This window comes from Micromonospora chersina (assembly GCF_900091475.1).
Classification (GTDB): Bacteria; Actinomycetota; Actinomycetes; order Mycobacteriales; family Micromonosporaceae; genus Micromonospora; species Micromonospora chersina.
The window spans coordinates 5998947-6023953 of sequence record NZ_FMIB01000002.1; the positions used below are offsets into that span (position 1 = coordinate 5998947).

Consider the following 25007-nt stretch of genomic DNA (forward strand, 5'->3'; position numbering starts at 1 on the left):
ACGGCGTCAGGGTGCGACGGGGAGCTGGCGCTTGTGCTCGGTGGACCGGTAGCGCTCCACGAGCGCCGCCTCCACCTCGGCCGGCACCTCCCGGCCCTCCAGGTAGTCGTCGATGTGCTCGTACGCCAGGCCGAGCGCGTCCTCGTCGAGCTTGCCCGGTGCGAGGCTCTCCAGGTCGGCCGTGGGCGCCTTGCCGACCAGCTCGGCGGGGGCGCCGAGCGCGGCGGCGAGCGCCCGCACCCGCCGCTTGGTCAGCCCGGTCAGCGGGACCAGGTCCGCGGCGCCGTCGCCGTGCTTGGTGAAGAAGCCGGTGACCGCCTCGGCGGCGTGGTCGGTGCCGACCACCAGCCCGCCCGCCGCGCCGGCCACCGCGTACTGGGCGATCATGCGTTGCCGGGCCTTGATGTTGCCGAGCACGAAGTCCTGCTGGGCGGCGTCCCGGAAGGTCAGCCCGCCGGCGACGAGCGCGTCCAGGGCAGCGTCGGCGGCCGGCTTCACGTCGACGGTGAGCAGCCGGTCGGGCCGGATGAACTCCAGCGCGGTCTGGGCGTGGTGCTCGTCGGCCTGCACCCCGTACGGCAGGCGCATGGCGACGAAGACGGCCGGGTGGCCGGCGGCGCGGGCCCGCTCGGCGGCGAGCTGGCAGAGCCGGCCGGCAGTGGTCGAGTCCACGCCGCCGCTGATGCCCAGGACCAGCGTCGTGAGGCCGGTGTCGACGAGGCGGTCGGCGAGGAAGACGACGCGCCGCTCGATCTCCTCGGCGGCGTCGAAGGTCGCCGACACCTGAAGTTCCTCGGCGATCCGCCGGCGGGTCGACATCACGTCGGTCATCGGGGGTCCTCTTCTGCTCAGGCGGGACCGAGCAGGTCCCAGGGGTTGCCGGCGAGGTCGCGGAAGACGGCGACCCGCCCGTACGGCTCGGTGCGCGGGGGTTTCACGAACTCGACCTTCGCCTCGACCATCCGGCGGTAGGTGGCGTCGAAGTCGTCGACCTGGAGGAAGAAGCCGACCCGGCCGTGGGTCTGGTCGCCCACCGCCGCGGCCTGTCGCTCGCCGTCGGCGCGGGCCAGCAGCAGCCCCGTGCCGCCGCCCGGCGGGCGGACCACCACCCAGCGCTTCGGGCGGCCGTCGTTGGTCAGCGACGGCTTGTCCTCCACCAGTTCGAAGCCGAGCACCTCGGTGAAGAAGGCGATCGCCGGGTCGTAGTCGGCGACGACGAGGGTGACGAGGTCGATGCGCACCCGGGTCAGACCTGGACCAGGGTGGGCAGGCGCCGCTCGACCACCGGCAGCACGTCGGCCACCGTGACGGGCCGACCCAGCTCGGCGGTGAGCGAGGTGACCCCGGCGTCGCGGATGCCGCACGGCACGATCCGGTCGAAGTGGCCGAGGTCGCAGTCGCAGTTGATCGAGAAGCCGTGCAGGGTCACGCCCCGGGCGACCCGGATGCCGATGGCGGCCACCTTGCGGGCCGGCCCCCGGTCGTCCTCCGGCACCCAGACCCCGCTGCGCCCCTCGACCCGCCCCGCGGCGAGCCCGAACTCGGCGCAGACGTCGATCAGCAGCTGCTCGGTGCGCCGGACGTACGCCACCACGTCGACCGGGTCGGGCAGCCTGACGATCGGGTAGCCGACCAGCTGCCCCGGCCCGTGCCAGGTGATCTTGCCGCCGCGGTCCACGTCGATCACCGGGGTGCCGTCGACCGGCCGGTCCCACGGCTCGGTGCGCTTGCCGGCGGTGTAGACGCTGGGGTGCTCCAGCAGCAGCACGGTGTCGCCCTGCTCGCCGGCCACCACGGCCTCGTGCAGCCGGCGCTGCTCGTCCCAGGCGGCCTGGTAGTCGAGCAACCCGGCACGAACGGCGCTCAGCCCGGAAGTAGTCACGCTCACGGCTCCACCCTAGTCCCGCAGCCCGTGCCCGACCCGCGTGAGCCTCGTCGCCTTCCCTCGCCGATCTTGCACTTTCGGCCCCGGGTTCGCGGCATTCGCACCCGATGCCGGGGCGCCAAGCGCAAGATCGCCGGGGGTCAGGGCGGGGGGACGCGCCAGATCCACACGTCCTCGACCCGCTCGGGCGGGCCGAGCAGGGCGGTTGCCGTGCGGCGGACCGCCTCCTCGTCGACGTCGAACTTCGCGCCGTGCACCCGGTCGGCCAGCACCACCGTCTCGACGCCCCAGTAGTGCAGGTCGGCCCGGGCCTCCCGGATGCTGCCGTCGGTGACGATCGGCACCAGCCCGGTCCGCCCGGCCTGGTCCATCAGCGCGCTGAAGGTGCGCGGCACCGGCCCGATCCGGCCCCGGCCCTCCGGCCCGCCGGGGCCGAGGAAGAAGCCCGCCGGGATGCGGAACTCGCCCTGCCGGTGCGCGAGGGCGTACGCCTGCCAGCGTTGGCCGTCCGGATAGAGGTCCACGGTGAGCGGCAGCGGGGTGAGCACCCCGCCGGGGGAGACGTAGCGCTGCCAGGCCCCGCTGGTGATGAACGCCGGGATCGGCTCCCGCACGCTGGTCAGCAGCGGGGTGGGCAGCAGCGGCAGCAACGCGGCCGCGAAGCCGATGGCCCAGGCCAGTTGGGTGGAGCGGTGCCGGGGCGGCCGGGCGCGCAGCGTGTCGACCGCGTACGCCAGCAGCAGCCCGATCACCGGGGCCACCACCAGGGCGAGCCGGGACGGCAGGGCCGCGTTGACCACCGGCAGGTTGTCCAGCACGCCGAACGGCAGCAGTTGGTCGGTGCGCCGGCCGTTCCACTTGGCCGTGGGTCCCCAGGAGAGCACCGCGAAGACCACGGCGGTCACCCCGAGCGCGGTGAGGGTGGCCCGGAACGCCCGGTCGGCGCGCCGCCAGAGCAGGACGAAGCAGGCGACGGCGAGCAGCAGCAGGGGGATGCCGAAGAAGGAGTTCTCCTCGGTGGGGTTGGGCGCGAGCGAGGTGCCGAGCCCGGCCCAGCCGGCCAGCGAGCGGCGCGGATACGACCCGTAGGCGGCGATGTCCTCGGAGTGGATCATCGGGTCGAAGCCGGTGCCGTGGAACCGCTGCGGTCCGGCGAAGTGCAGCCACAGCGGGTACGCCAGCAGCACCCCGGACACCAGCGCGGTCACGCCGAGCCCGCGCAGGAAGCTCGGCAGGGCGGCCCGCACCTCGGCCCGGCGGACCGGGTGCAGCGCCCACACCAGCAGGAACAGGGCGACCGCCAGCGCGGTGAAGAAGAGCCCCTCGGCGGCGATCGAGAAGGCGACCGCCACCAGCACGCTGAGCACCACCCCGCCGGCGATCGCGCGCCCGGGTCGGCGCAGCCGGAGCACGCCCCAGATCAGCAGCGGCACCAGCCAGCCGGCCGTCCAGTTCAGGTGCGCGTTGGCGTGGGACACCATGGCCGGGCAGTAGGCGATGAAGAGCCCGCCGACCCCGGCGGCCAGCCGGCTGGCGACAAGTTGCCGGCTGAGCAGCCAGTACCAGGCCACCGCGGTGGCGGCGAGGTTGAGGGTGAGGATCACCAGGAACGTCGCCGGCGGCCCGGCGAGGTAGGTCAGCGGCGCGAAGACCACCGCGTACGCGGTGATCGAGGTGTTGACCGCGAGGTTCACCCCGTCGGGCACGTTGATCAGGTGGGTGAAGAGCGGGTTCTCCCCGTGGGTCACCGCGTGCCCGCCGAAGGCCAGCAACCACTCGAAGAGGGCCTGGTCGCTGGAGTTGACGGTGATCATTCGGGTGTTCGGGTCCCGCCACATCCCGCTGGTCACCCAGAGGGCCAGGGCCACCGCGGCAAGCAGAAGCAGCAGGTCGGCGCGCCGGTTCCGGAAGGTGGTCGACGGGCCGGTCGCCAGGGACGGGGAGGACGGCACGCAGCGGACGTTACCAACCGGAACTGGACACGCCGGTCAGACACGGAACCTTGACCGCTTGTTGGAAATGACTTCCAATTGCATCACGTTCGCGCGACGGCGCGGACCGATTGGAGGAGAGATGTCCCTCGACGTACCCACCGCCCTGCTGGAGCGGGCGGAAGCCGGTCAGGTCGACGACGCCGAGTTCGTCGACTGCGTCCGGCGCTCCCTGCCGTACGCCTGGTCCGTGGTCGCCGACGTCGCGGCGCGGGCGGCCGGCGGTGACGGCGTGGCCGAACACGCGGTGCCCCCGCCCGGCGAGGCCGAGCGGGGGCAGTTGCTGCGGGCGCTGGCCAGCGACGCCATCCGGGGCGGCCTGGAGCGGCACTTCGGCGTGCGGCTGGCCTTCCAGAACTGCCACCGGGTGGCCGCGTTCCCGCCGGCCCTGGTCGGCGGCCCGGTGTACCGGGAGTTCGTGTCGCCGCTGGCGCAGATCCGCAACCAGTCGCCGGAACTGCGCAACTGCTGACCGTGCGGGCGGGGCCGTGCCGGCGCGGCCCCGCCCGCACACTTCGGCGTCCATGAATGTGTGAGCGGCGGCCATTCCGGGGGCGTGAAACACGGACGTAACGTCGCGGCAACTCGAAGGTGACCCAGTTCACAATTCGCCGTCAGGAGGTCGCCGTGCGCCGCTCCTCATCCCTTCTCACCCGCCTGGCCGGGGTGGCGGCCGGGGTCGTGCTGGCCGCGGCCGCCGTCCTCGTCGCCGCGCTGCCCGCGCAGGCCGCCAGCCTCACCCAGGTGACCGGCTTCGGCTCCAACCCCGGAAACCTGGCCATGTACGCCTACCGGCCGGACGGCCTGCCGGCCAACGCCCCGGCCGTCGTGCTGCTGCACGGCTGCACCCAGAACGCCTCGACGTACTTCACCAACTCCGGCTGGCAGAAGTACGCCGACCAGTGGAAGTTCGCGCTGATCGTGCCGCAGCAGCCCTCGGCCAACAACGCCAACTCCTGCTTCAACTGGTTCGAGACCGGGGACACCGCCCGGGGCCAGGGCGAGGCGCTGTCGGTCAAGCAGATGGTCGACTACGCCAAGGCCAACTACTCCGTCGACGGCAGCCGGGTCTTCGTCAGCGGTCTGTCGGGCGGCGGCGCGATGAGCGCCGTCATGCTCGCCACCTACCCGGACGTCTTCGCCGCCGGCTCGGTCATCGCCGGCCTTCCCTACCGCTGCGCCACCAGCATGACCAACGCCTTCACCTGCATGAACCCCGGCGTGGACAAGACCCCGGCGCAGTGGGGCGACCTGGTCCGCAACGCCTACGCCGGCTACGCGGGCAAGCGCCCCCGGGTGGCCATCTGGCACGGCACCTCGGACACCACTGTCGCGCCGCTCAACGCCACCGAGTCGCGGGACCAGTGGACAAACGTGCTGGGCGTGTCGCAGACCCCGACCAGCACCGCCTCGCTGCCGGCCGGCACCAGCCTGGAGGTCTACGGCAGCGACCAGGTACGCCTCTACCGGGTCTCCGGCATGGGCCACGGCACCCCGGTCGACCCGGGCTCGGCCGCCGACCAGTGCGGGACGGCCGGGGCGTACTTCCTGGACACCATCTGCTCGACCTACCGGGACGCGCTCTTCTTCGGGCTCGACGGGGGCGGCACGCCGAGCCCGACCCCCACGGCCACCGTGTCGCCCACGCCCACGCCGACCCCGTCCCCGACCTCCGCGCCGGTCTGCGTCACCGCCAGCAACTACGCGCACGTCACGGCCGGCCGGGCCTACCAGTCCGGCGGCTACGCCTACGCGCTCGGCAGCAACCAGCGGATGGGCCTCTACAACACCTTCTACACGAGCACCCTGAAGCAGACCGGCCCCAGCTACTGGGTCATCGGCTGCTGACCGCGCCGCCGCCGCCCTCGCCGGTCACCCGGTGAGGGCGGCGTGCAGCGCGCCCGGCAGGTCCGGGTGGGTCCAGGAGAAGCCGGCCCTGCCGAGCACGCCGGGGAGGACCCGGGTGCTGGTGAGCGCCTCGTGGGCGAAGCCGCCGAGGGCGACCTTCAGGGCCAGCGCGGGGATCGGCATGACCGCCGGCCGGTGCAGCTGGCGGGCCAGCTCCCGGGTGAACTCGGCATTGGTGACCGGGGCGGGACCGACCACGTTGACCGGACCGGCGAGGTCGTCCCGGCCCAGCAGGAAGGTCACCCCGTCCAGCCAGTCCCGCAGGGATATCCACGGCAGCCACTGCCGGCCGCTGCCCAGCTTGCCGCCGACGCCCAGCCGGAACGGCAGCAGCTGCGGCTTGAGCATGCCGCCGTCGCGGTGCAACGGCAGCCCGGTGCGGAGCCGTACCACACGGACGCCGGCGTCCTCGGCCGGGCGGGTGGCGGCCTCCCAGACCCGGCAGACGTCGGCCAGGAAGCCCTCGCCGGCCGGCGAGTCCTCCTCGACCGTCCGGTCGCCGGTGTTGCCGTACCAGCCGACGGCGGAGGAGTTGAGCAGCACCGCGGGCCGGTCGGCGGCCGGCAGGCCGGCCATGGTGATCGCCAGGGTGGTGGTGCTGTCCACCCGGCTCGACCGGATCAAACCCCGGTACGCGTCGTTCCAGCGCTTGTCGCCCACCCCGGCGCCGGCCAGGTTGACCACCGCGTCGGCGTCGGCGACGACCTGCGGGTCGAGCTGCGCGGCGGAGGGGTTCCACTGCCGCTCGTCGGGGGTGCGCGGCGCGCGGCGGACCAGGCGGGTGACCTGGTGCCCGTCCGCGGTGAGCCGGTCGACCAGTCGGGTGCCGAGGAAGCCGGACACTCCGGCCATGAGGATCCGCATGTTCATATCTTCGGGTACGGACCGCGGGTTGGATGCGTTGAGCGAAATCACTCACTCGTCGTTCGCGGGTCCCGCCGGCGACCTGTGGCGCGACGAGCGTGAGTCGCCGTTCACTCTCCGGTCCGGCCGTCGACCGCCTCGCGCAGGATGTCGGCGTGCCCGAGGTGGCGGGCGTACTCGTCGGTCATGTGGGCGAGGATCCAGCGCAGCGAGTGCGTGCGCCCGGTGCCGGGGTGGCGGCCGACAGCGTCCAGCGGTCGCTCGGCGGCGATCCGCCGCGAGGCGGCCACCTCCGCCCGCCAGAGCGCGAAGGTCTCCGCGCCGGTGGCCTCGGCGACGTCGGTGAACGGGGCGTCCGGGTCGTCGGTGAGGTCGAAGAGGTCGCCGGGGAAGGCGTCGGCGAGCACCGCCTGGAAATACCACCGCTCCACGGTGGCCAGGTGCCGGACGAGCCCGATGAGCGAGAGGCCGGACGAGGGCACCGGCCGCAGCCGCAGTTGCGCGTCGGTGAGCCCGGCGCACTTGCGGACCAGGGCGTCCCGCTGGAAGTCCAGGAAGGTCTCCAGCATCGTGCGTTCGTCCACGGTGGCCGGCAACGCGAACCGTTCATCGATCACCGGCCGTATCGTACTCGTGTTCGAGACCGGTTGGGGGTCCCGAGTGGATCAGGAGGCGAGGCGGGGGAGCAGCGGGGCCAACTGGTCGACGGCGTTCTCGCGTACCACGAAGCGGGTGACCCCCCAGCGGCGCCGGTGCTCCGCGACCGCCGCGACGATCTCGTCGGCCGTGCCGATCAGCACGAACGGGGTGGCGAGCAGGTCGGCGACGCTCAGGCCGGTGTCGGCGGCGATCGAGGCGGCGGCGGCCTCCGCGTCGTCGGTCACGGTGACCTGCTGGACCAGGGCCTCCAGCGCGGGCGGCGTCGCCCGCCCGGCCGCGCCGGCCGCCACGTGGGCGAGCTGCGCCTCGATCTGGTCGGCCCGCCACCGCACGTCGTGGGCGTGGCCGTCGGCGAGGGTACGCCCGAAGCCGGTCAGCCCGACCACGTCGGCGTGGGCGCCGGCCCAGCGCAGCAGCGCCGAATTGGCCGTACCCATGGTGAGCGGGACCCGGTCCCGCACGGGGCGCAGTTCGGTGAGCCGCGCGCCGCGGACGGCCAGTTCGGCGGTGTCCACGGTGACCTCCTTCCCGGCCAGCAGGTCGCGCACGGCCTCGGCCACGGCGACGCAGCGGCGGACCCGGGCGGCGACGTCGGGCCGTTCCCGCCCGACGGCCCGCCACTCGGCCGGGGTGTGGCCGGCGCCGAGGCCGAGCCGGGCCCGGCCGCCCGAGACCACGTCGAGGGTGGCCACGTCGGTGGCGAGCAGGATCGGCTCCCGCACGCCGGCGTTCGAGACGTACGAGCCCAGGCCCACCGTCGAGGTCACCGCCGCGGCGGCGGCGAGGGCCACGAACGGCGACGCGCCGTGGCCCGGGTGGTCGGCGGCCAGCAGCGCGTCGAAGCCGGCGGCCTCGACCCGGCGGGCCAGGTCGGTCCAGCTCGCCGCGTCGGTGGGCCGGGCCTGAACGGAGAAGATCGCCATCGGCCCAGCATTCCCGGGGTACGCCCGCCCCGGCCAGCCCGGACCCGCCGATTCTGCTGACCGGCGAATCCGGGCGGGCGCGGGCTCAGCCGGCCGACTCGTGGAGGGCGTCGAGGCGGGACAGGTCGTCGTCGGTGAGCCGCAGCGCGCCGGCCGCGACGTTCTGCTCCAGGTGCGCCGGGTTGCCGGTGCCGGGGATGGCGAGCACGTTCGGGCTCCGGTGCAGCGTCCAGGCCAGCCGGACCTGCGCGGGGGTCACGCCGTGCGCCCGGGCCACCGCGCGCACCTCGTCGTGCTCGTCGCCGCTCGCGCCGGCCTCCCGGCCGCTGGTGGCGAGGGAGAAGAACGGCACGAACGCGGTCCCGTGCGCGGCGCAGTCCCGGATCAGCGCGTCGTTGCTCCGGCGGTAGCCGAGGCTCCACGAGTTCTGCACGCAGACCACCGGGGCGATCGTGCGCGCCTCGGTGACCTGGTGCGGCGTCACGGCGGAAACGCCGAGGTGCCGGATCAGCCCGGCGTCTCGCAGCTCGGCGAGCGCGCCGAAGTGCTCGGCCAGCGGCTCCGGGCCGTACACCCGGAGGTTCACCACGTCGAGGTGGTCCCGGCCGAGCTGGCGCAGGTTCTCCTCGACCTGGCCGCGGAGCTGGTCCGGCCGGGCCATCGGCAGCCACTGGCCGGACGGGTCCTTGCCCGGCCCGACCTTGGTGACGATGACCAGATCCTCCGGGTACGGCGACAGCGCCCGGTTGATCAGCTCGTTGGCCGAGCGCAGCGGCGAGAAATAGAACGCCGCGGTGTCGATGTGGTTGACCCCCAGCTCGACCGCCCGGCGCAGCACCGCCACGGCCCGGTCCCGGTCGCTGGGGCTGCCGTCCGCGTTCGCGGTCAACCGCATCGCGCCGAAGCCGATCCGGTTGACGACGCGGTCGCCCAGCTGCCAGGTGCCGGCCGCGGCGGCGTCGACGGTGTCGATGGTCATGCGGTCTCCGTCCGTTCGAGAAGGTCCCCGTTCCGGGGTGGCGTCACGCCGAGCAGTTCCACGGGGTCGCCCGCCAGCCGGTTCAAGGCCGCGACCAGTTTCCGCTCCTCGTAGGTGAAGTGTGTCTCCAGCAGGGCGGCCAGCCCGTCCAGCTCGGCCCGGACGGACCGGCCGTCGGCCGCCTCGGTGAGCAGGGCGTCGACCCGGCGCAGCAGGTCGGCGACGATGCGGTGGTCGGCGCTCAGCTCGGCGAGCACGGGGCGCAGCTCGGGCGCCTGCTCGGCCAGTGCGTGGAACGCGCCGCCGTCCTCGCCGGTGTGGTGCCGGTCCAGCGCGGCGCAGAAACCGACGCAGTGCGCGCGCAGTTCCCGGGAGAGCGCGCCGCCGCCGGGGAAGTCGAGGCTCGCGCGGAGCCGGGTCAGCTCCTCGCGGAGCCAGTCGTGGATCTCGATCAACTGGGTGCCGAGGGCGGTCAGCCGGCCGCTCGACGGGTGGGATGGGTGCACATGGTCCCCTGCTGTCCCGCGCCTCCATGCCCACGGCGGCCTTCGTGCCGGGTGCACCGCGACGCTGCCGGAAGCCTATCCCGTCACGGTGTTGGCCCGGCCGCCCGGCGACGATCGCCGGAAGCGGCTGAGGGCCGGTCTGCCGTGACGGCAGACCGGCCCTCGTCTTCCAGGGCGAGCCCCTAACCGCTCCGCGAAGTCATCCTTCGGTCACGGATACTTGACGGGGAAGGCCGTAACGAGTTCGCTGCCGTGTTCCACGGTGATCCTGATGAAGTCCTCTCCCGGATTGAACCCGACGCGACGGCCCATCGGGATGGTGTACGTCGTCCTGCCACCATGCCACTGGTTGGGAGGGGTCTCGGTGATCTTGACCGCCATGCTCCTCCGCTGCCATGCCTCATCCACCGTTTCGAGGATCCCCTTGCTTCCCGTGTCGAAGACGCTGTGCTCCCTCTTCAAGGGATTTTCGTAGGCGTGGGCCAGGACGTGAAGGATGCGGTGGCCGAACTCCGGGTCGTTGGGTCCGTAGTCCAGACCGGCCGGAGAGCGGAACCAGCCCCCGCCCAGGTCGTCCAGACCGAAGCAGTCAGCGTTGTGGACCAGGACGGGCGTAGCTCCGCCGAGCACGTAGTAGGTGTGGGTGCTGCCGACGGTCAGGTCGTACATCCGTTGATTGCCGGTGTGGTTGCGTACGGCCGTGACGAGGGCTTTGTCGCCCTTGGGAGTGAGGAGCGAGGTGCCCGGTGACAGCTTCCCGGCTTCCGTCCACCGCTCATTCCTCGGCGTCCAGAAGCGGTGGTGACCGGTGGTACGAACGACACCGCGCTGACCGGCCGACAGGATGGTGAGGTCGGTGAGATCCGTGTCCGTGTTCGTGACGACCGCCCTGACCGGCTGACCGGACGTGTGCCTGGTGTCCGGATCGGTGCTCAGAACCGAATCGCCGACCCGGACCTCGCCGATGGGTTTGCTGCTGCCGTCGGCCAGCAGGACCGGGGTGTCGGCGGTGAAGCTGTTCCCGCGTAGGCAGGAGTTGAATACGAACCGAATTCGGGAGAAGTCGGCCGCCGCGAGTTCGCTCTTGGCCGCCTTCGCGGCGCGGCTGATCGTGTACAGCTGCTTGGCGGCCTTGAAGCCCGCCCCGACGAGCTTGGCGACCCCGGCGAACGCCAGAGACTCCAGGGCCAGGCCGCCCAGGTGCATCAACGTGTCGGCCAGGCCCTGGTCGCCGTTGATGTACTTGTAGATGCTGAGCCCGACGTCGCCGATGGTCACCAGGGTGCCCAGGACGATGCCGCAGACCACGGTCGCGATGCAGCCGATCCCGAGTGCCGCGGCGACGGGGATCAGGGTGGCGGTGATGCCGTTGATGAGCTGGGTGAGCAGCGTCAGCGTCTGTCCGCCGCGGAAGTCGGGGTCCAGGACCGAGGCGAGGCAGTTCTTGTTGAGCTGGCTGCCCTCGGGATAGATGCTGCAGTACGCCGAGTTGGTGTAGGCCCGCTTGGCCAGCTCGGCCGGGTCGGCGATGACGTTGCGGATGCAGTTGGCGGCCCAGTCACCCTGGGTGCCGTTCAGCAGCTTCTCGAACTCCAGCGCCGGGCCCATGGCGTACTCGGTGTGGCACTTGGCGACCTCGAGGCCCTTGGCGTCCTCGTACTCCTTGTAGGCCTGGTTTGCTGCGTCGACTGCTTCTTTGGCGCTCTTGCCCGCGGCGATCGCCGAGTCGTACGCGCGTTTGGCCGACGCGTGCGCCTCGTTGGCCGACTGAATCGCCTGTTCGTGTGAGGCGACCGCCCATGATGCGGAGCGGATCGCACTCCGTGCCGAGGCAGATGCCCGGGTCGCCGCGTCCTTGGCGGTCTTGACCGCCGCCTCGGCCTTGGCCACCGACTGGCTCGCCTGGTCGGCGTACTGGGCGGCCTTCGCCGCGTAGCCGGCTGCGGCCTGCGCTGACCGGGCGGCCTGGTCGGCGTAGTTTGCCGCCGCCTCCGCGTCCTGGCGGGCCTGCGCCGCGACCTTCTGCGCCTCCATCGCGTTCTGCACTGCGGTCTGGGCGATTCCGTTGATCCGCTCGACGAGGCCGGCCACGACCGCCATGTGCGCTGCGGCGTCCTGGTCCCGCTCGGCCGCGGCGTACCGGCCCTCCTTGAGGAACTGCTGCAGTCCTGGCGGGGGCCCGTCCAGGGCGATCTGCGCGGCGGCCTTGACCTCCGGGCCGCTGTCCGCGCTGGCCATGATCGTGTTGACCTGCACCCGCTGCCCGACAGCGGCGGCCGTGTACTGGCCCGAGGCGATGAAGTCCCGCAGCTTCTGCCCGTCCTCGGAGTCGAGGGCCTCCTGCGCCTTCTGGGCCAGATACACGTCGCCCGACTTCGTCGCCGCGGACATGATCTGGTTGACCTTGAGCCGGTCCTGCGTGTACCGGCCGGTGTAGTTCTGCGTCCGCAGGAACTCCGACACCTGCGCGTCGCTGCCGTTGAGCGCCGCCAGGGCCGCATCACGCAGCGCGGTGTTGTCGGTGATCGCCAGATCCCGCACCGCGACCCGGTCGTCCTGCCCGGCGGCCTCCGCGATGCCGGTTCGCACGAACTCCATCGCCTGCGCGTCGCTGCCGCCCAACGCGGCCCGCGCCGCCTGCTGGGTCCAGGTCCCGGACGCACTCGACAGGTTCAACGCGACCTTGCGGGCGGCGGCGACCGCGACGGCGGGGTCGGTGGCCGGGTTCTGCGCCTCGGCGATGAGCCGGTTGGTCTCCGCGTCGCGCTGCTCGGCCTGCAGCGCGTCCCACTTGGCCGCCTTCTGCGCCTGGTCGTACTGGGCCGCGGCCTGCCGGGCCGCCTCGACACCCTCGTCCTGGGCCACCGCGATCCGCTCGGCGTCCGCCGCGCGCGCCGCGTCGTACACCTTGATTGCCTCGCTTGCGGTCTCCACGGCTGCGGTCGCCGCGACGGAGGCCGCGTTCGCCGCCTCACTCGACCGCTGCGCCGCCATCGTCGCGTCGCCAGCATGGTCCGCCGCCTCGATCGCGGCATCGGCCGCTTCTTCGGCGTGCTGTGCGGCCCGGTTGGCCGCGTCCCGCGCCCGGAACGCCGCCTGCGCCGCCACGTTCAGGTAGTTCTCCGCGGCGTTGGCCGCGCGAAGCGCCCGGTCCGCGTCCGCACGTGCCTGCTTGGCAGCGGCGACCGCTGCCGAGGCGTCCGCGCCCGCGTCGTTGGCGTATCTGGTCGCCTCGTCGTTGGCGTCTGACGCCAGCTTCGCCTGGGTCGCCGCCGACCGCGCCGCAGCCAACGCGTTCAGGCCCGCCTGGATCGCCTGGCCCGCCAGATTGGCGGTGGTGGCGAAGTCCCGCGACAGCTTCGCGTTGTCCCGCGCCTCCTGCGCGGTCACCCGCGCCGCGTCCGCCTTCGACGCGTCGGTCGCCGCCGAAGCCGCCGCGTTGTACGCCCGGGTCGCCGCCCGCTCCGCCTGCGACGCCGCCGACGCCGCCCGCTGCGCCGCCGCCGCAGCCGCCCGCGCCGCCCGGTTCGCCGACGCCGCCGCCTGCACGGCCACCTTCGCCGCCGCCGCAGCCTTTTGCGCCGCCACCGCAGCACGCTTGGCCTGCGCCGCCGCTTCCTTCGTGTCGTTACGCGCCGCCGCGGTCGCCGCAGCGGCCTCCTGCGCCGACTTACGAGCCGCCTCCGCGGCCTCCTTCGCCCGCGCACCCTCGTCCACCGCACGCTGGGTCTCCTGCGCCGCCAGATCACCCTGCGCCTGCGCCTGCGCCTGCAGCGCGGTCAGCGTCTCCGTCTCCTGATCCCGGGCTGCCGCAACCGACCAGCCGTAGTCCAGGAACGACTCCAACGCCTCCGGCGTACCCGCATCCAACGCCTTCTGCCCGGCCGCCTTCACCTGCGTGCCGCCCGTGGCCATCGCCTGGTTGACCCGCACCCGCTGATCCGTCAGCCACCGCGACTGCCAACCCGAGTCCACGAACTCACGCCACACCGACGGATCCGGCGAATCCAACGCCTGCTGAGCGGCCGCCTTGACCTGATCCCCACCGGCCGCCATCAACCGGTTGACCTGCACCCGCGTGTCGGTGTTCGACGGCTGCTGCCAGCCGGTGGAAAGGAATTTCGACAGAGCCTCCGTGTCACCGGCGTCGGCGGCGTTGAGGGCCTGCTGGGCCGCCGCGCGCACGGCAGCGCCGCCCTCGGCGATCACCGCGACCACCGAGTCCCGCTCGTCCAACCGCTCCGCCTGCGCCCAACCGTCGCTCAGGAACGCCCGGATCTGGTCGTCGGAGCCGACCAGGGCCAGCTCCGCCGCGGACCGCACCTTCGCGCCGCCGTACAACCACGCCTGCACCACCGCCGCCCGGTCGGGCGGCGCGGAAGGTGGATCCTCCGCTCGGGCCGCGGTCCCCGGCAGCAGGCTGACCAGCAGCGCCACCGCCGTGAGGCACGCCATTACGGCCTGCCGCCATCCGGATTGCCGGCGCCGCACCAGTGGCACGACGCTTGCGGATGATCTCAGATCCATGCCTGCTCCCCGTGCAAGATCGCGCCGTCCACTGGGCGGACGGCGCGACGGTGACTACGTGATGAGAAGTGGTCTCAGGGGACCGACGGCGATCGAGGTGAGACGATCGGTGTCTCGTGAACCCGCTGCGGGCGATGACGAACCACTTCGGACGGTACGGCCCTCACGTGCGGTCGCATCGATCGCTCCTGTCCCCGTTGCCACCCGGTACGCCACCACGACCTGCGCTGATCACGAGCGCGTGTATTCGCGTGGCTCGATACCGACTGGCGCTCACGCTACAAGTGCTCCCGCAACAGCGCTGTCCCGAGCAGTGTGGCTGATGTCACATCCTCGGCTCCAGGCCGCAAGGGCAGGGCACACCCGGAACCACGCCGGCTGGCATCATGTGTCCGACGCCGCCAGCGGCCACCTGCCACTCGGGAAGGGCTTGTCCATGAACGCGGAGGAACGTAGGTCACCGCGGCAGATCGGCCTCTGGATCGAGGTGACGGACGCGGTGCGGGGCCTCCTGCTCCTGGGGCTCGGGACCAGCCGTTTCGAGTGCATCCTCGTGCCGGACTACGGCGGCCCCGCCACCGGGCACCCTGGTCCCACGTTCACCCTGGACCAGTGGCTCGCCGAGTTGCGGCGGCTGAGGGCCGGCGCCGACCGGGTGCTGCTCCCGTTCAACTTCTCGGACCAGTGCACGGGGTGGCTGCGGGTTGCCCCGTCCCGTGAGGGTCTGTTCGAGGTGCAGGCCGGGTGGAGCGACCTCGGTCAGTACGACATCGATCTCTCGGAGTTCATGGTCGTGGGTCGGTCACTCGCCGACTTCGAGCCGGTGCCGAATGCCCGCATCGAACGTCCGCTGGACGAGATCGTCGGAGCGGTCGCGGCGATCCGGGACGCCCTCGCCCGTTGCTCACCGCCGGCGGCCCGCTAGCGAGCACCGTCCTCGTCCGGCTCGCTCACTCGCCCTCGTCGCGCTCGTGGGGTTCGTGCCAGCGGGCGCGGTAGGCGGCCTCGTGCGCCTCGTGGCTGGTGCGCTCCTCGAACACGAGCCCCCGCAGCGCCCGCCGGCCCTCGTCGAATACCACCACCTCGGCCGCCACCATGCCGATGGTGATCGCCGTCATCACGGCCAGGGCGGCCAGGGCGGGGATGTGCTGCGCGACCGGCATGGTCACGGCCAGCAGCACCACCGCGCCGACCCGGGTCCAGCTCACGGTGCGCAGGGTGCGGAGCTGGAAGAGCATGTTGGCGCAGATGAAGCAGATCACCCCGCCGAAGAGCAGCGGCACGCCGGGGCCGAGCGCCGGGAGGTGCTGCGGCACGTGCGGGTCGGCGATCTGGTGCACGATCATCTCGGCGCCGAGCGCGAAGAGGATGATGCCGGCGATCATCGGCAGGAACAGGTAGGCGTACGCGTCCCGGGCCATCGCGACGCGGGGGCCGTCCTGGGCGGTGTGCAGGGCGATCCGGGCGGCCGGTCCGATCATGTCGTAGTGCGCCCACCAGAGCGCGGCGGTGAAGAAGATGCCGAGCACGGCCGCCGCCACGGCCGGCCAGGTCGGCGGCTGGCCGAGCAGGTTGCTGCCGACGCCCACGGAGATGACCGACTCGCCCAGCGCGATGATCAGGATGAGGTCGTACCGCTCGGTCCAGTGCTCGGCGGAGGCGACGCCCCAGCCCCAGGTGCCCGCGATGAGGCCGGTGGCGTACTGGAGCAGCACGACGGTCGCCCAGAGCCCGTCGCGGAACGCCGCCGCCGAGAAGAGGTCGTCGATCTTCGGCGGGATCAGGGCGGCGATCCCCAGCAGGAGGGTGCTGCCGATCACCTCCGGGGCGAACCGGAGGAGCTGGCGGCGTTCGTTCGGGCTGTCCCGTACGACGTGCAGGTAGAGCAGCAGGTGCACCATCCGGATGACGGTGTAGCTGACCGCCGCGACGATCGGCCCGGCCGCGTTGCCACGGGGATCGCGGAACGCGTTCGGCAGGGACAGGGCGAAGGTGAACAGCGCCGCCATGCCGACGGTCATGAGCACCGGAACGAAGCCCTCGCCCAGTCGGATCCGGGTGGCCACCACGCTGTGCACCACCCACGACCACCAGAGCACGGCGAGGACGAGCAGCGCGTGCAGCAGCGCGCCGCCGCTGACCTGGAGCGCGGTGGCGCGGGTGATGATGAAGAAGGAGAAGACGAAGACCAGGTCGAAGAAGACCTCGAACCGGTCCACCCGGGCCCCGGGCGCCACCGGCACCGCCGGCCCGAGGCGCCCCCGCCACCCGAAGCCGCTCACCGACCGAGTCTGTCAGCGCCGGGTCGGCGGCGGGCCGGATTCTGCTCAGGCCGGCCGGTGGCGCAGCCCGTCCATCAGCAGGTCGAGCAGGCGGCCGGCCTGCGCACGCTGGTCCGGCTCGCCGGCGACCAGCGAGACGCCGCTCAGCCCGGCGAGCACGTCGGCGGCGGCCACGTCGGCGCGGACGGTGCCCGCGGCGACGCCGGCCGCCAGCAGGTCGCCCAGCGCGGCGAGCAGCCGGTCCCGGCTGTGGGCGTACGGGTTGGCGCCGGAGGCGATGGCCAGCCGCAGCGCGTCGGCCATGCCCCGTTTGGTGGCCAGGTAGTCGACGAACCGGTCCATCCACGCCCGGACCGCCGCCTCGGCGGGCAGTGCCGCGAGCAGTTCGGGCACGGCGTCGCAGAGCTTGGCCAGTTCGTTGCGGTAGGCCGCCTCGATGAGCGCCTCGCGGGTGGGGAAGTGGCGGTAGAGGGTGCCGATGCCGACCCCGGCCTCCTTGGCGATGCGGTCCAGCGTTACCTCGGCGCCCGCCTGGGAAAACGTGTGGACCGCGGCGTCCAGCAGTCGTTGCCGGTTGCGCAGCGCGTCGGCGCGCAGCGGTCGGTCGGGCACGGCTCCTCCTCGGCTCGACCGGACGGGAGGTCCGGCCGGACTGGGCAACCGGAGGGTCCTCCGGTTAGGCTCGGTCGTAACGGAGGATCCTCCGCTTCTCATCGTAGCGGCCGACCGACCGGTCCGTGCCGCCTCCGACAAGGATGGATCATGACCACCAGCACACCCGTCAGCACCCCGTTCTCCCGCGAGACCACCGCCCTGGAGGTGGTCCGCGACCTCGACCTCACCGGCCGGCGGGCCGTCGTCACCGGCGGCGCGTCCGGCATCGGCGTGGAGACCGCCCGCGCGCTCGCCGCCGCCGGGGCCGACGTCACGCTCGCGGTCCGCAACCCCGAGGCCGGGCAGCGGGCCGCCGCCGAGATCACCGGCACCACCGGCAACGACCGGATCCTGGTCGCCCCGCTCGACCTGGCCGATCTCGGCTCGGTGGCCTCCTTCGTCCGCACCTGGGACGGGCCCCTGCACATGCTCGTCAACAACGCCGGCATCATGGCCTCGCCCGAGATGCGCACCGAGCAGGGCTGGGAGATGCAGTTCGCGACCAACCACCTCGGGCACTTCGCGCTGGCCACCGGGCTGTACCGGTCCCTGGCCGCCGCGGAGGGCGCCCGGATCGTCTCGGTCAGCTCGGCGGCCCACCTGCGCTCGCCGGTGGTCTTCTCCGACATCCACTTCCGGCAGCGGCCCTACGACCCGTGGCAGGCGTACGGGCAGTCCAAGACCGCGAACGTGCTCTTCGCGGTGGACGCCACCCGGCGCTGGGCCGACGACGGGATCTTCACCAACGCGCTGATGCCGGGCGCCATCCGGACCAACCTCCAGCGCTACATCAGCGAGGAGGAACTGGACCGCATGCGGACGCAGAGCGGCGGCGGCGCGGCGTACTGGAAGACGCCCGAGCAGGGCGCGGCCACGTCGGTGCTGGTCGCCGCCTCGCCGCTGGTCGCCGGGGTCGGCGGCCGGTACTTCGAGGACTGCCAGGAGGCCGGGCCGAACCAGCCCGGCACCCGCACCGGCTACGCCCCGTACGCCCGCGACCCGGAGGCCGCCGAGCGGCTCTGGCAGGTGTCCGAGGAACACCTGCGCGCCTGACCCGGAGACGACGAAGGGGGCGCGCGGCGTACGCCGCGCGCCCCCTTTCGTGCCGTCAGAGGGTCAGAGCCCCAGCTCGGCCTCGAAGTTGCCGGCCTCCAGCCGCTCCTTGACCGCGACGAGGAAGCGGGCCGCGTCCGCGCCGTCGATCAGCCGGTGGTCGTACGACATGGCCAGGTAGACCATCGACCGGACCGCGACGACCTCGCCCAGCTCCGGGTCGTTGACCACGACCGGGCGCTTGACCACGGCACCCGTGCCGAGCATCGCCGACTGCGGCGACGGCACGATCGGGGTGTCGAAGAGCGCGCCCCGGCTGCCGGTGTTGGTCAGCGTGAAGGTCGCGCCCGCGAGCTCGTCCGGGCTGATCTTGTTGGTGCGGGTGCGCTCGGCCAGGTCGGCGACCCGCTTGGCGATCCCGCCCAGGTTGAGGTCACCGGCGTTGTGGATGACCGGCACCAGCAGGCCCCGCTCGGTGTCCACGGCGATGCCCAGGTGCTCCGCCTGCGGGTAGGTGATCGTCCCGCCCTCCAGGTCGAGCTGGGCGTTGACGATCGGGTAGGACTGGAGCGCCTCGACGGCGGCCAGGGCGAAGAACGGCAGGAAGGACAGCTTCACGCCGTGCCGCTGCAGGAAGGAGTCCTTGGCCTGGGCCCGCAGCTTGGCGATCCGGGTGACGTCCACCTCGATCACCGTGGTCAGCTGCGCCATCTCGTGCAGCGACTCGTGCATCCGGTTGGCGATGGCCTTGCGGATCCGGGGCAGCTTCTCGACGGTGCCCCGCTTGCTGCTCGGCTGCGGCTTCGCGGCCGGCTTGGCCGGGGCCGCCGCGGCGGCCGGAGCGGGCTGCGCGGCCGGCGCGGCCTGGGCGGCCTTCGCCTTCTCGGCCGCCTCCAGCACGTCCTGCTTACGGATCCGCCCGCCGACGCCGGTGCCGTTGACCGAGGACAGGTTCACCCCGTGCTCGGCGGCCAGCTTGCGGACCAGCGGGGTCACGTAGCCGGCGCCCTCCTCGCCACCGGCCTGGGCCGGGACGGTCGGCCGCTGCGGCGTGGTGGTCGGCGCGGACGGCTGGGCGGCCTGCTCGACCTTGGCCGGCTGCGCGGCCTGCTCGGTCTCGGCGGCCGGCTCGTTGTAGGACATGCCCGGGGTCGGCTCCTCGACCTTGGGCTCCGGCTCCGGCTTCGGCTCCGGCTTCGGCTCGGGCTTCGCCTCGGCCTTGGGCTCGGGCTTCGGCTCCGGCTTCGCCGCCGGCGCGGCGCCGGCCGCGCCCACGATCGCCAGGACGCCGCCGACCTCGGCGGTCTCGTCCTCGGCGACCTTGATCTCCAGCACCGTGCCGGCGACCGGCGACGGGATCTCGGTGTCGACCTTGTCGGTGGAGACCTCCAGCAGCGGCTCGTCCACCTCGACGGTCTCGCCGACCTGCTTGAGCCAGCGGGTCACCGTGCCCTCGGTGACGCTCTCGCCCAGGGCCGGCATGGTCACCGGGGTGCCCTCGCCCGACGGCGCCGCGGCGGCCGGGGCGGGCTCCTCGACGGCCGGCTGCTCCGCCTCGGCCTGCGGCTCGGCGGCGGCCTCCTCGGCCTGCTCCGCCGGGGCCTCCTGCTGCGGAGCGGCCCCGCCGGCCTCCTCGCCCTCACCGGCGATGACCGCCAGCTCGCTGCCCACCTCGGCGGTCTCGTCCTCGCCGACCACGATCCGGCTCAGCACGCCCGCCGCGGGGGACGGGATCTCGGTGTCGACCTTGTCGGTCGACACCTCGAGCAGCGGCTCGTCGACCTCGACGGTGTCGCCCTCCTGCTTGAGCCAGCGCGTGACGGTGCCCTCGGTGACGCTCTCGCCGAGCCGGGGCATGGTGACCGATACCGGCATGTTCTCCAGACTCCTTCATTCCCCTGGTGGGATCATCGCCCGTCGCCGGACGCCGCGGTTGTCGTGTCAGGCGTGCGCGTGCAGCGGCTTGCCGGCCAGGGCCAGGTGCGCCTCGCCCAGGGCCTCGTTCTGCGTCGGGTGGGCGTGCACGAGCTGCGCCACCTCGGCCGGGTACGCCTCCCAGTTGTAGATGAGCTGCGCCTCGCCGATCAGTTCGCCGACCCGGGCGCCGACCATGTGCACGCCGACCACCGGGCCGTCCTCGACGCGGACCAGCTTCACGTGGCCGGCGGTCTTGAGGATCTGGCTCTTGCCGTTGCCGCCCAGGTTGTAGTTGTAGGTCTTGATCTTGTCAGCGCCGTACTGCTCCTTGGCCTTCGCCTCGGTGAGGCCGACCGACGCCAGCTCCGGGTCGCAGTAGGTGACCCGCGGGATGCCGGCCTCGTCGATCACGGCCGGGTTCTTGCCGGCGATCTCCTCGGCGACGAAGATGCCCTGCTGGAAGCCGCGGTGGGCGAGCTGGAGGCCGGGCACGATGTCGCCGACCGCGTAGACGTTCGGCACGCTGGTGCGCAGCCGCTCGTCGGTCAGCACGTAGCCGCGGTCCATCTTGACGCCCTGCTCCTCGTAGCCGAGGTTGGCGGTCGTCGGGCCGCGGCCGACGGCGACCAGCAGCAGCTCCGCCTCGACGGTGTCGCCGCCCTGGATGGTCAGCTTGACGCCGTTCTCGGTCTTCTCGACCTTCTCGAACGGCTTGCCGACCTTGAAGTTGATCTTCCGCTTGCGGAACGCCCGCTCCAGGGCCTTCGAGGACTCCTCGTCCTCGGCCGCGACCAGGCGGGGCAGCGCCTCGACGATGGTCACGTCCACGCCGAAGGACTTCCAGACGCTGGCGAACTCGACGCCGATCACGCCGCCGCCCAGCACGATCGCCGAGGAGGGGACCCGGTCCAGGGTCAGCGCGTGGTCGCTCGTGATGATCCGCTCGCCGTCGATCTCCAGGCCGGGCAGGCTCTTCGCGTACGAGCCGGAGGCCAGGATGATGTTCCGGCCGGTGTAGCGCTTGCCGTCGACCTCGACGACATTCTTCCCGACCAGCTTGCCGGCGCCCGCCACGAAGGTGATCTTCTTGGCGCTGCCCACCAGGCCCTGGAGGCCCTTGTACAGGCGGGAGACGACGCCGTCCTTGTACGAGTTGACCGCCGCCATGTCGATGCCGACCAGCTCGGCCTTGACGCCGAACTGCTCCGACTCGCGGGTCTGGTCGGCGATCTCGGCGGCGTGCAGCAGCGCCTTGGTGGGGATGCAGCCGTTGTGCAGGCAGGTGCCCCCGAGCTTGCCCTTCTCGATCAGGGCGACGGACAGGTCCAGCTGGGCGGCACGCAGCGCCGCCGCGTAGCCGCCGCTACCACCTCCGAGGATGACGATGTCGAAGGTTGCGTCGTTCGGCTCGCTCACGTCCAACTCCCAGGTCGCGTCGCTGCATCGGGGGTTACGGGGGAGTAACAGGCACACCCCACCTCGGTCATCTTGTCACCACCGGGGACGGTGCGCGTAGTGAGGTGCCCAACGACACGTCGGTGGCACGTACGCTTGGCACCGTCTTCGATGACCGGCGGGGGAGGAGTGGGTTCGGTGGGGCTGTTCCGACGACGCAAGCGGGTGGGCGCGGTGAGCCGCGACCGCGCCGCCGACCGCGCCGATCTGGATCACCTGGAGAGCTTCATCCGCACCCGGCGGGGCGTCGAGGCGTACCTGGAACCCCGGACCACGGTCACCGAGACCACTGTCATGCTGATCGCCGACGACGGCGAGTGGACCCGGCGGCGGGTCGGCGGGCCGGAGGAGGCCCGCCGGTTCGCGCACCGGCTCGCCATCCCGATCTACGACGTCCGGCTGATGGGCTATCCGCAGCGGATGCGCGACTACAACGAGCGCCGCAAGCGCCGCCCCGAGCTGTTCTGATCCGGACACGCGGACGGGGCGCCCCCCGGCGAGGGGAGCGCCCCGTTCCGGCGCGGTGGACGCGTCAGCCGTTGGCGGCGACGTCGTCGACCAGGTGCAGCAGCGTACGCACCGGGACGCCGGTGCCGCCCTTGGTCCAGTAGCCGGTGGCCTCGCCCGAGTGGTAGCCGGGGCCGGCGATGTCGATGTGCGCCCAGGCCACCTCGTCGGTGACGAACTCCCGCAGGAAGACGCCGCCCTGGAGCATGTGGCCCGCCCGGTCCATGCCGGCGTTGACCTGCGAGATGTCGGCGACGTCGGAGTCCATGCCCTTGCGCACGTCGTCCGGCAGCGGCATCGGCCAGGCCGGCTCGCCGGTGGCGTCACCCGCGGCCCGGACCCGCTCGCACAGCTCCGGGGTGCCCATCACGCCGGCGATCTTCTTGCCCAGCGCGATCACCTGGCCGCCGGTCAGCGTGGAGGTCTCGAACAGGTAGTCCGCGCCGTCCTCGCAGGCCCGGGCGATGGCGTCGGCCAGGATCATCCGGCCCTCGGCGTCGGTGTTCAGCACCTCGACCCGCTTGCCGCTGTACATGGTGATCACGTCGCCCGGCCGGTAGCTGGTGCCCGACGGCATGTTCTCCGCCATCGGCAGGTAGCCGGTGACCGCGACGGACGGCTTGAGCGCCGCGACCGCCAGCATGGCCGCGCCGACCGCCGCCGCGCCCGCCATGTCGGACTTCATCTCCCACATGCCCTGGGCCGGCTTGATCGAGATGCCGCCGGTGTCGAAGGTGATGCCCTTGCCGACCAGCGCCACCCGCTTGCCGTTGCCGCCACCCTCGGGGGTGTAGGTCAGCTTGACCAGCCGCGGCGGGGCCTCCGAACCCTGGCCGACGGCGAGGATGCCGCCGTAGCCGCCGGCGGCCAGCGCCGCCTCGTCGAGCACCTCCACGCCGAGCCCGGCCTCCCGGCCGGCGGTGGCCACGGCGTCGGCGAACGACGGCGGGCGCAGCTCGTTCGGGGCCGTGTTGACCCAGTCCCGGCTGGTCAGCACCGCACCGGCCACCGCCTGGGCGCGGGTGACCTCGGCCTGGGCGGTCGCGTCCGCCGCGTCCGGCACCGCGACCAGCACCTCGGCCACCGGCGTGCGCCGGGCCGGCTGCGGCTTGGTCTTGTAGCCGGCGAACCGGTAGCCGCCGAGCAGCGCGCCCTCGCCGACCGCGCGCAGCGCGGCCGGGGCGTCGGCGTCGTCGGGCAGCGGCAGGGCGAGCGCGACGCGGGCGGCGCCGGCCAGAGCCCGCACCGCGGCGCCGGCCGCCCGGCGCAGGGTCTCCGGGGCCGGGGCGGCGCCGGACGGCTCCGGGCCGAGCCCGACGGCGGCGACCACCGGGGCGGTGACCGTGCCCAGCGTGGCCAGCTTGATCACCTCACCGGGGCCGCCGGTGGCGCCGAGCAGGGCCAGCGTCTCGGTCAGCTTGCCGTCGAACGCGGCGGCGATGCTCTCCGCGCCGCTGGCCAGCAGCAGGGCGCCGGCGGGTGAGCCGGACTCCTGCTCCGTGGTCTGGCTGTGCACGCCGATCACGATCGCGTCGACGGCGAGTTCGGCGGGGTCGGTGTCGACCAGGCTGAGGGTGGTGCGGGGCGATGTCACGAAAGCTACTCCGGGCGGGCCGGGCCGGCCGCGGCGTCGCGTACCGGCGATGAAGGTCTCCGGCGGCGAACCTACCCGCCGGACGCGTGGCTGTCCCGCTGATGCGTGCAGGCGGGGTCACGCCGATGCTAACCAGCCGGTCACGGGCCGGTAAGTTCGCACCCATGACCGAGGTGACCTCCGACGCCGCCGCGACCCGGCTGCGCCGTTCCCCCCTGCACGAGCGGCACACCGCGCTCGGCGCGAAGTTCGCCCCCTTCGGGGGCTGGGAGATGCCGCTCGAGTACGCCGGCGGCGGCGTCCTCAAGGAGCACACGGCCGTGCGTACCGGTGTTGGCGTCTTCGACGTCTCGCACCTCGGCAAGGCCCGGGTCACCGGGCCGGGCGCCGCGGACTTCGTGAACTCCTGCCTCTCCAACGACCTCGGCCGGATCGGCCCGGGCAAGGCCCAGTACACGCTCTGCTGCGACGACGCCACCGGCGGCGTGGTGGACGACATCATCGCCTACCTGCACGCCGACGACCACGTGTTCCTGGTGCCGAACGCGGCGAACACCGCCGAGGTGGTCCGCCGGTTGCGCGCCGTGGCGCCCGACGGCGTGGTCGTCACCGACGAGCACGAGGCGTACGCGGTGCTCGCCGTCCAGGGGCCGCGTTCGGCGGAGCTGCTGGCCGCGCTCGGCCTGCCTACGGAGCACGACTACATGAGCTTCTCGACCGCCTCGCTGGAGGGCGTCGAGCTGACCGTCTGTCGCACCGGCTACACCGGCGAGCTCGGCTACGAGCTGGTCGTACCGGCCGGCGACGCGCTCGCCGTCTGGGACGCGCTGTTCGCCGCCGGTGCGGCGTACGAGCTGCGCGCCTGCGGCCTGGCCGCGCGGGACACGCTGCGCACCGAGATGGGGTACCCGCTGCACGGGCAGGACCTCTCCCTGGACATCACCCCCGTGCAGGCCCGCTCCGGCTGGGCGGTCGGCTGGGACAAGCCGGCCTTCTGGGGTCGCGACGTGCTGCGGGCCGAGAAGGCCGCCGGCCCCGCCCGCACGCTGCGCGGCCTGGAGGCGGTCGACCGGGCCATCCCGCGCCCCGGCATGGCCGTCTACGCCGGTGACAAGCAGGTCGGCACGATCACCAGCGGCACCTTCAGCCCGACGAAGAAGCAGGGCATCGCCCTGGCCCTGATCGACACCGACCCGAAGCTCCCCGACGGCGAGACGCTGGAGGTCGACATCCGCGGCCGCCGCGCCCAGATGCGCCTGACCCGCCCACCCTTCGTGGAGCCCTCGGTCCGCTGACCCCCAC

At 72.9% G+C, this 25007-nt stretch carries 21 protein-coding genes; 6 read left to right on the forward strand and 15 right to left on the reverse strand.

All coding sequences use genetic code 11. The features are described 5' to 3' along the window. Positions 1–6 precede the first annotated feature (6 nt). The 4 genes from nadE to GA0070603_RS28035 form a co-directional block, all read right to left on the reverse strand. The gene (nadE, locus tag GA0070603_RS28020; protein WP_091319940.1) at positions 7–831 is read right to left on the reverse strand and encodes an NAD(+) synthase; all 825 of its coding nucleotides are present in this window, start codon (positions 829–831) and stop codon (positions 7–9) included. A gap of 17 nt (positions 832–848) precedes the next feature. Then, positions 849–1241: a VOC family protein gene (locus GA0070603_RS28025; RefSeq protein WP_091319942.1), complete on the reverse strand. Its 393-nt coding sequence runs from the start codon at positions 1239–1241 to the stop codon at positions 849–851. 5 nt (positions 1242–1246) lie between these two features. Next, the gene (lipB, locus tag GA0070603_RS28030) at positions 1247–1888 is read right to left on the reverse strand and encodes a lipoyl(octanoyl) transferase LipB (protein ID WP_091319944.1); all 642 of its coding nucleotides are present in this window, start codon (positions 1886–1888) and stop codon (positions 1247–1249) included. Positions 1889–2025: 137 nt separating this feature from the next. Then, positions 2026–3837, reverse strand: coding sequence for a DUF6311 domain-containing protein (locus GA0070603_RS28035; RefSeq protein WP_091319951.1), 1812 nt, complete (start codon positions 3835–3837; stop codon positions 2026–2028). Positions 3838–3958: 121 nt separating this feature from the next. Here GA0070603_RS28035 and GA0070603_RS28040 point away from each other — a divergent pair, with 121 nt between their 5' ends. Further along, positions 3959–4348 carry an SCO5389 family protein gene (locus GA0070603_RS28040; RefSeq protein ID WP_091319955.1) on the forward strand — a complete coding sequence of 130 codons (390 nt, stop codon included), beginning with the start codon at positions 3959–3961 and terminating at the stop codon, positions 4346–4348. 155 nt (positions 4349–4503) lie between these two features. After that, complete coding sequence (locus GA0070603_RS28045) at positions 4504–5724, forward strand: extracellular catalytic domain type 1 short-chain-length polyhydroxyalkanoate depolymerase (protein ID WP_091319958.1); 1221 nt, start codon at positions 4504–4506, stop codon at positions 5722–5724. A 24-nt stretch (positions 5725–5748) separates the two neighbouring features. Here GA0070603_RS28045 and GA0070603_RS28050 read toward each other — a convergent pair whose 3' ends face one another. The 6 genes from GA0070603_RS28050 to GA0070603_RS32440 all read right to left on the reverse strand — a co-directional run bounded on the left by GA0070603_RS28050 (position 5749) and on the right by GA0070603_RS32440 (position 14243). After that, positions 5749–6648, reverse strand: coding sequence for a TIGR01777 family oxidoreductase (locus tag GA0070603_RS28050; protein WP_091322371.1), 900 nt, complete (start codon positions 6646–6648; stop codon positions 5749–5751). Between the two features lie 110 nt (positions 6649–6758). Then, on the reverse strand, positions 6759–7265 hold the full coding sequence (locus GA0070603_RS28055) for a DinB family protein (RefSeq protein WP_244282628.1): 507 nt from the start codon (positions 7263–7265) through the stop codon (positions 6759–6761). Positions 7266–7313: 48 nt separating this feature from the next. Next, positions 7314–8231 carry an LLM class flavin-dependent oxidoreductase gene (locus GA0070603_RS28060; protein ID WP_091319961.1) on the reverse strand — a complete coding sequence of 306 codons (918 nt, stop codon included), beginning with the start codon at positions 8229–8231 and terminating at the stop codon, positions 7314–7316. Positions 8232–8316: 85 nt separating this feature from the next. After that, the gene (locus tag GA0070603_RS28065; RefSeq protein ID WP_091319965.1) at positions 8317–9210 is read right to left on the reverse strand and encodes an oxidoreductase; all 894 of its coding nucleotides are present in this window, start codon (positions 9208–9210) and stop codon (positions 8317–8319) included. Next, positions 9207–9716, reverse strand: coding sequence for a hemerythrin domain-containing protein (locus GA0070603_RS28070; RefSeq protein ID WP_244282629.1), 510 nt, complete (start codon positions 9714–9716; stop codon positions 9207–9209). The genes GA0070603_RS28065 and GA0070603_RS28070 overlap by 4 nt, the downstream gene beginning before the upstream one ends. Before the next feature lie 210 nt (positions 9717–9926). After that, the gene (locus tag GA0070603_RS32440; RefSeq protein ID WP_091319969.1) at positions 9927–14243 is read right to left on the reverse strand and encodes a polymorphic toxin-type HINT domain-containing protein; all 4317 of its coding nucleotides are present in this window, start codon (positions 14241–14243) and stop codon (positions 9927–9929) included. Positions 14244–14679: 436 nt separating this feature from the next. On the opposite strand from GA0070603_RS32440, the gene GA0070603_RS28080 reads away from it, so the two are divergent. After that, complete coding sequence (locus GA0070603_RS28080; protein ID WP_139131945.1) at positions 14680–15168, forward strand: hypothetical protein; 489 nt, start codon at positions 14680–14682, stop codon at positions 15166–15168. A 25-nt stretch (positions 15169–15193) separates the two neighbouring features. Here the strand turns inward: GA0070603_RS28080 and GA0070603_RS28085 are convergent, their stop codons facing one another. After that, complete coding sequence (locus GA0070603_RS28085) at positions 15194–16525, reverse strand: low temperature requirement protein A (protein WP_091319975.1); 1332 nt, start codon at positions 16523–16525, stop codon at positions 15194–15196. A gap of 45 nt (positions 16526–16570) precedes the next feature. Then, positions 16571–17137, reverse strand: a complete 567-nt coding sequence (locus tag GA0070603_RS28090; protein ID WP_091319979.1) for a TetR/AcrR family transcriptional regulator — start codon at positions 17135–17137, stop codon at positions 16571–16573. 150 nt (positions 17138–17287) lie between these two features. On the opposite strand from GA0070603_RS28090, the gene GA0070603_RS28095 reads away from it, so the two are divergent. Next, complete coding sequence (locus tag GA0070603_RS28095; protein ID WP_091319982.1) at positions 17288–18232, forward strand: SDR family NAD(P)-dependent oxidoreductase; 945 nt, start codon at positions 17288–17290, stop codon at positions 18230–18232. 63 nt (positions 18233–18295) lie between these two features. Here GA0070603_RS28095 and sucB read toward each other — a convergent pair whose 3' ends face one another. Both sucB and lpdA read right to left on the reverse strand, forming a co-directional pair. Next, complete coding sequence (gene sucB, locus GA0070603_RS28100) at positions 18296–20107, reverse strand: 2-oxoglutarate dehydrogenase, E2 component, dihydrolipoamide succinyltransferase (protein WP_091319985.1); 1812 nt, start codon at positions 20105–20107, stop codon at positions 18296–18298. Positions 20108–20173: 66 nt separating this feature from the next. Beyond that, complete coding sequence (gene lpdA / locus GA0070603_RS28105; RefSeq protein WP_091319988.1) at positions 20174–21565, reverse strand: dihydrolipoyl dehydrogenase; 1392 nt, start codon at positions 21563–21565, stop codon at positions 20174–20176. 177 nt (positions 21566–21742) lie between these two features. Here lpdA and GA0070603_RS28110 point away from each other — a divergent pair, with 177 nt between their 5' ends. Next, positions 21743–22072: a hypothetical protein gene (locus tag GA0070603_RS28110; RefSeq protein ID WP_091319992.1), complete on the forward strand. Its 330-nt coding sequence runs from the start codon at positions 21743–21745 to the stop codon at positions 22070–22072. A 64-nt stretch (positions 22073–22136) separates the two neighbouring features. On the opposite strand, the gene GA0070603_RS28115 is transcribed toward GA0070603_RS28110, so the two are convergent. Then, positions 22137–23705: a leucyl aminopeptidase gene (locus GA0070603_RS28115; protein ID WP_091319995.1), complete on the reverse strand. Its 1569-nt coding sequence runs from the start codon at positions 23703–23705 to the stop codon at positions 22137–22139. 164 nt (positions 23706–23869) lie between these two features. On the opposite strand from GA0070603_RS28115, the gene gcvT reads away from it, so the two are divergent. Then, positions 23870–25000: a glycine cleavage system aminomethyltransferase GcvT gene (gene gcvT / locus GA0070603_RS28120; RefSeq protein WP_167544599.1), complete on the forward strand. Its 1131-nt coding sequence runs from the start codon at positions 23870–23872 to the stop codon at positions 24998–25000. Positions 25001–25007 lie beyond the last annotated feature (7 nt).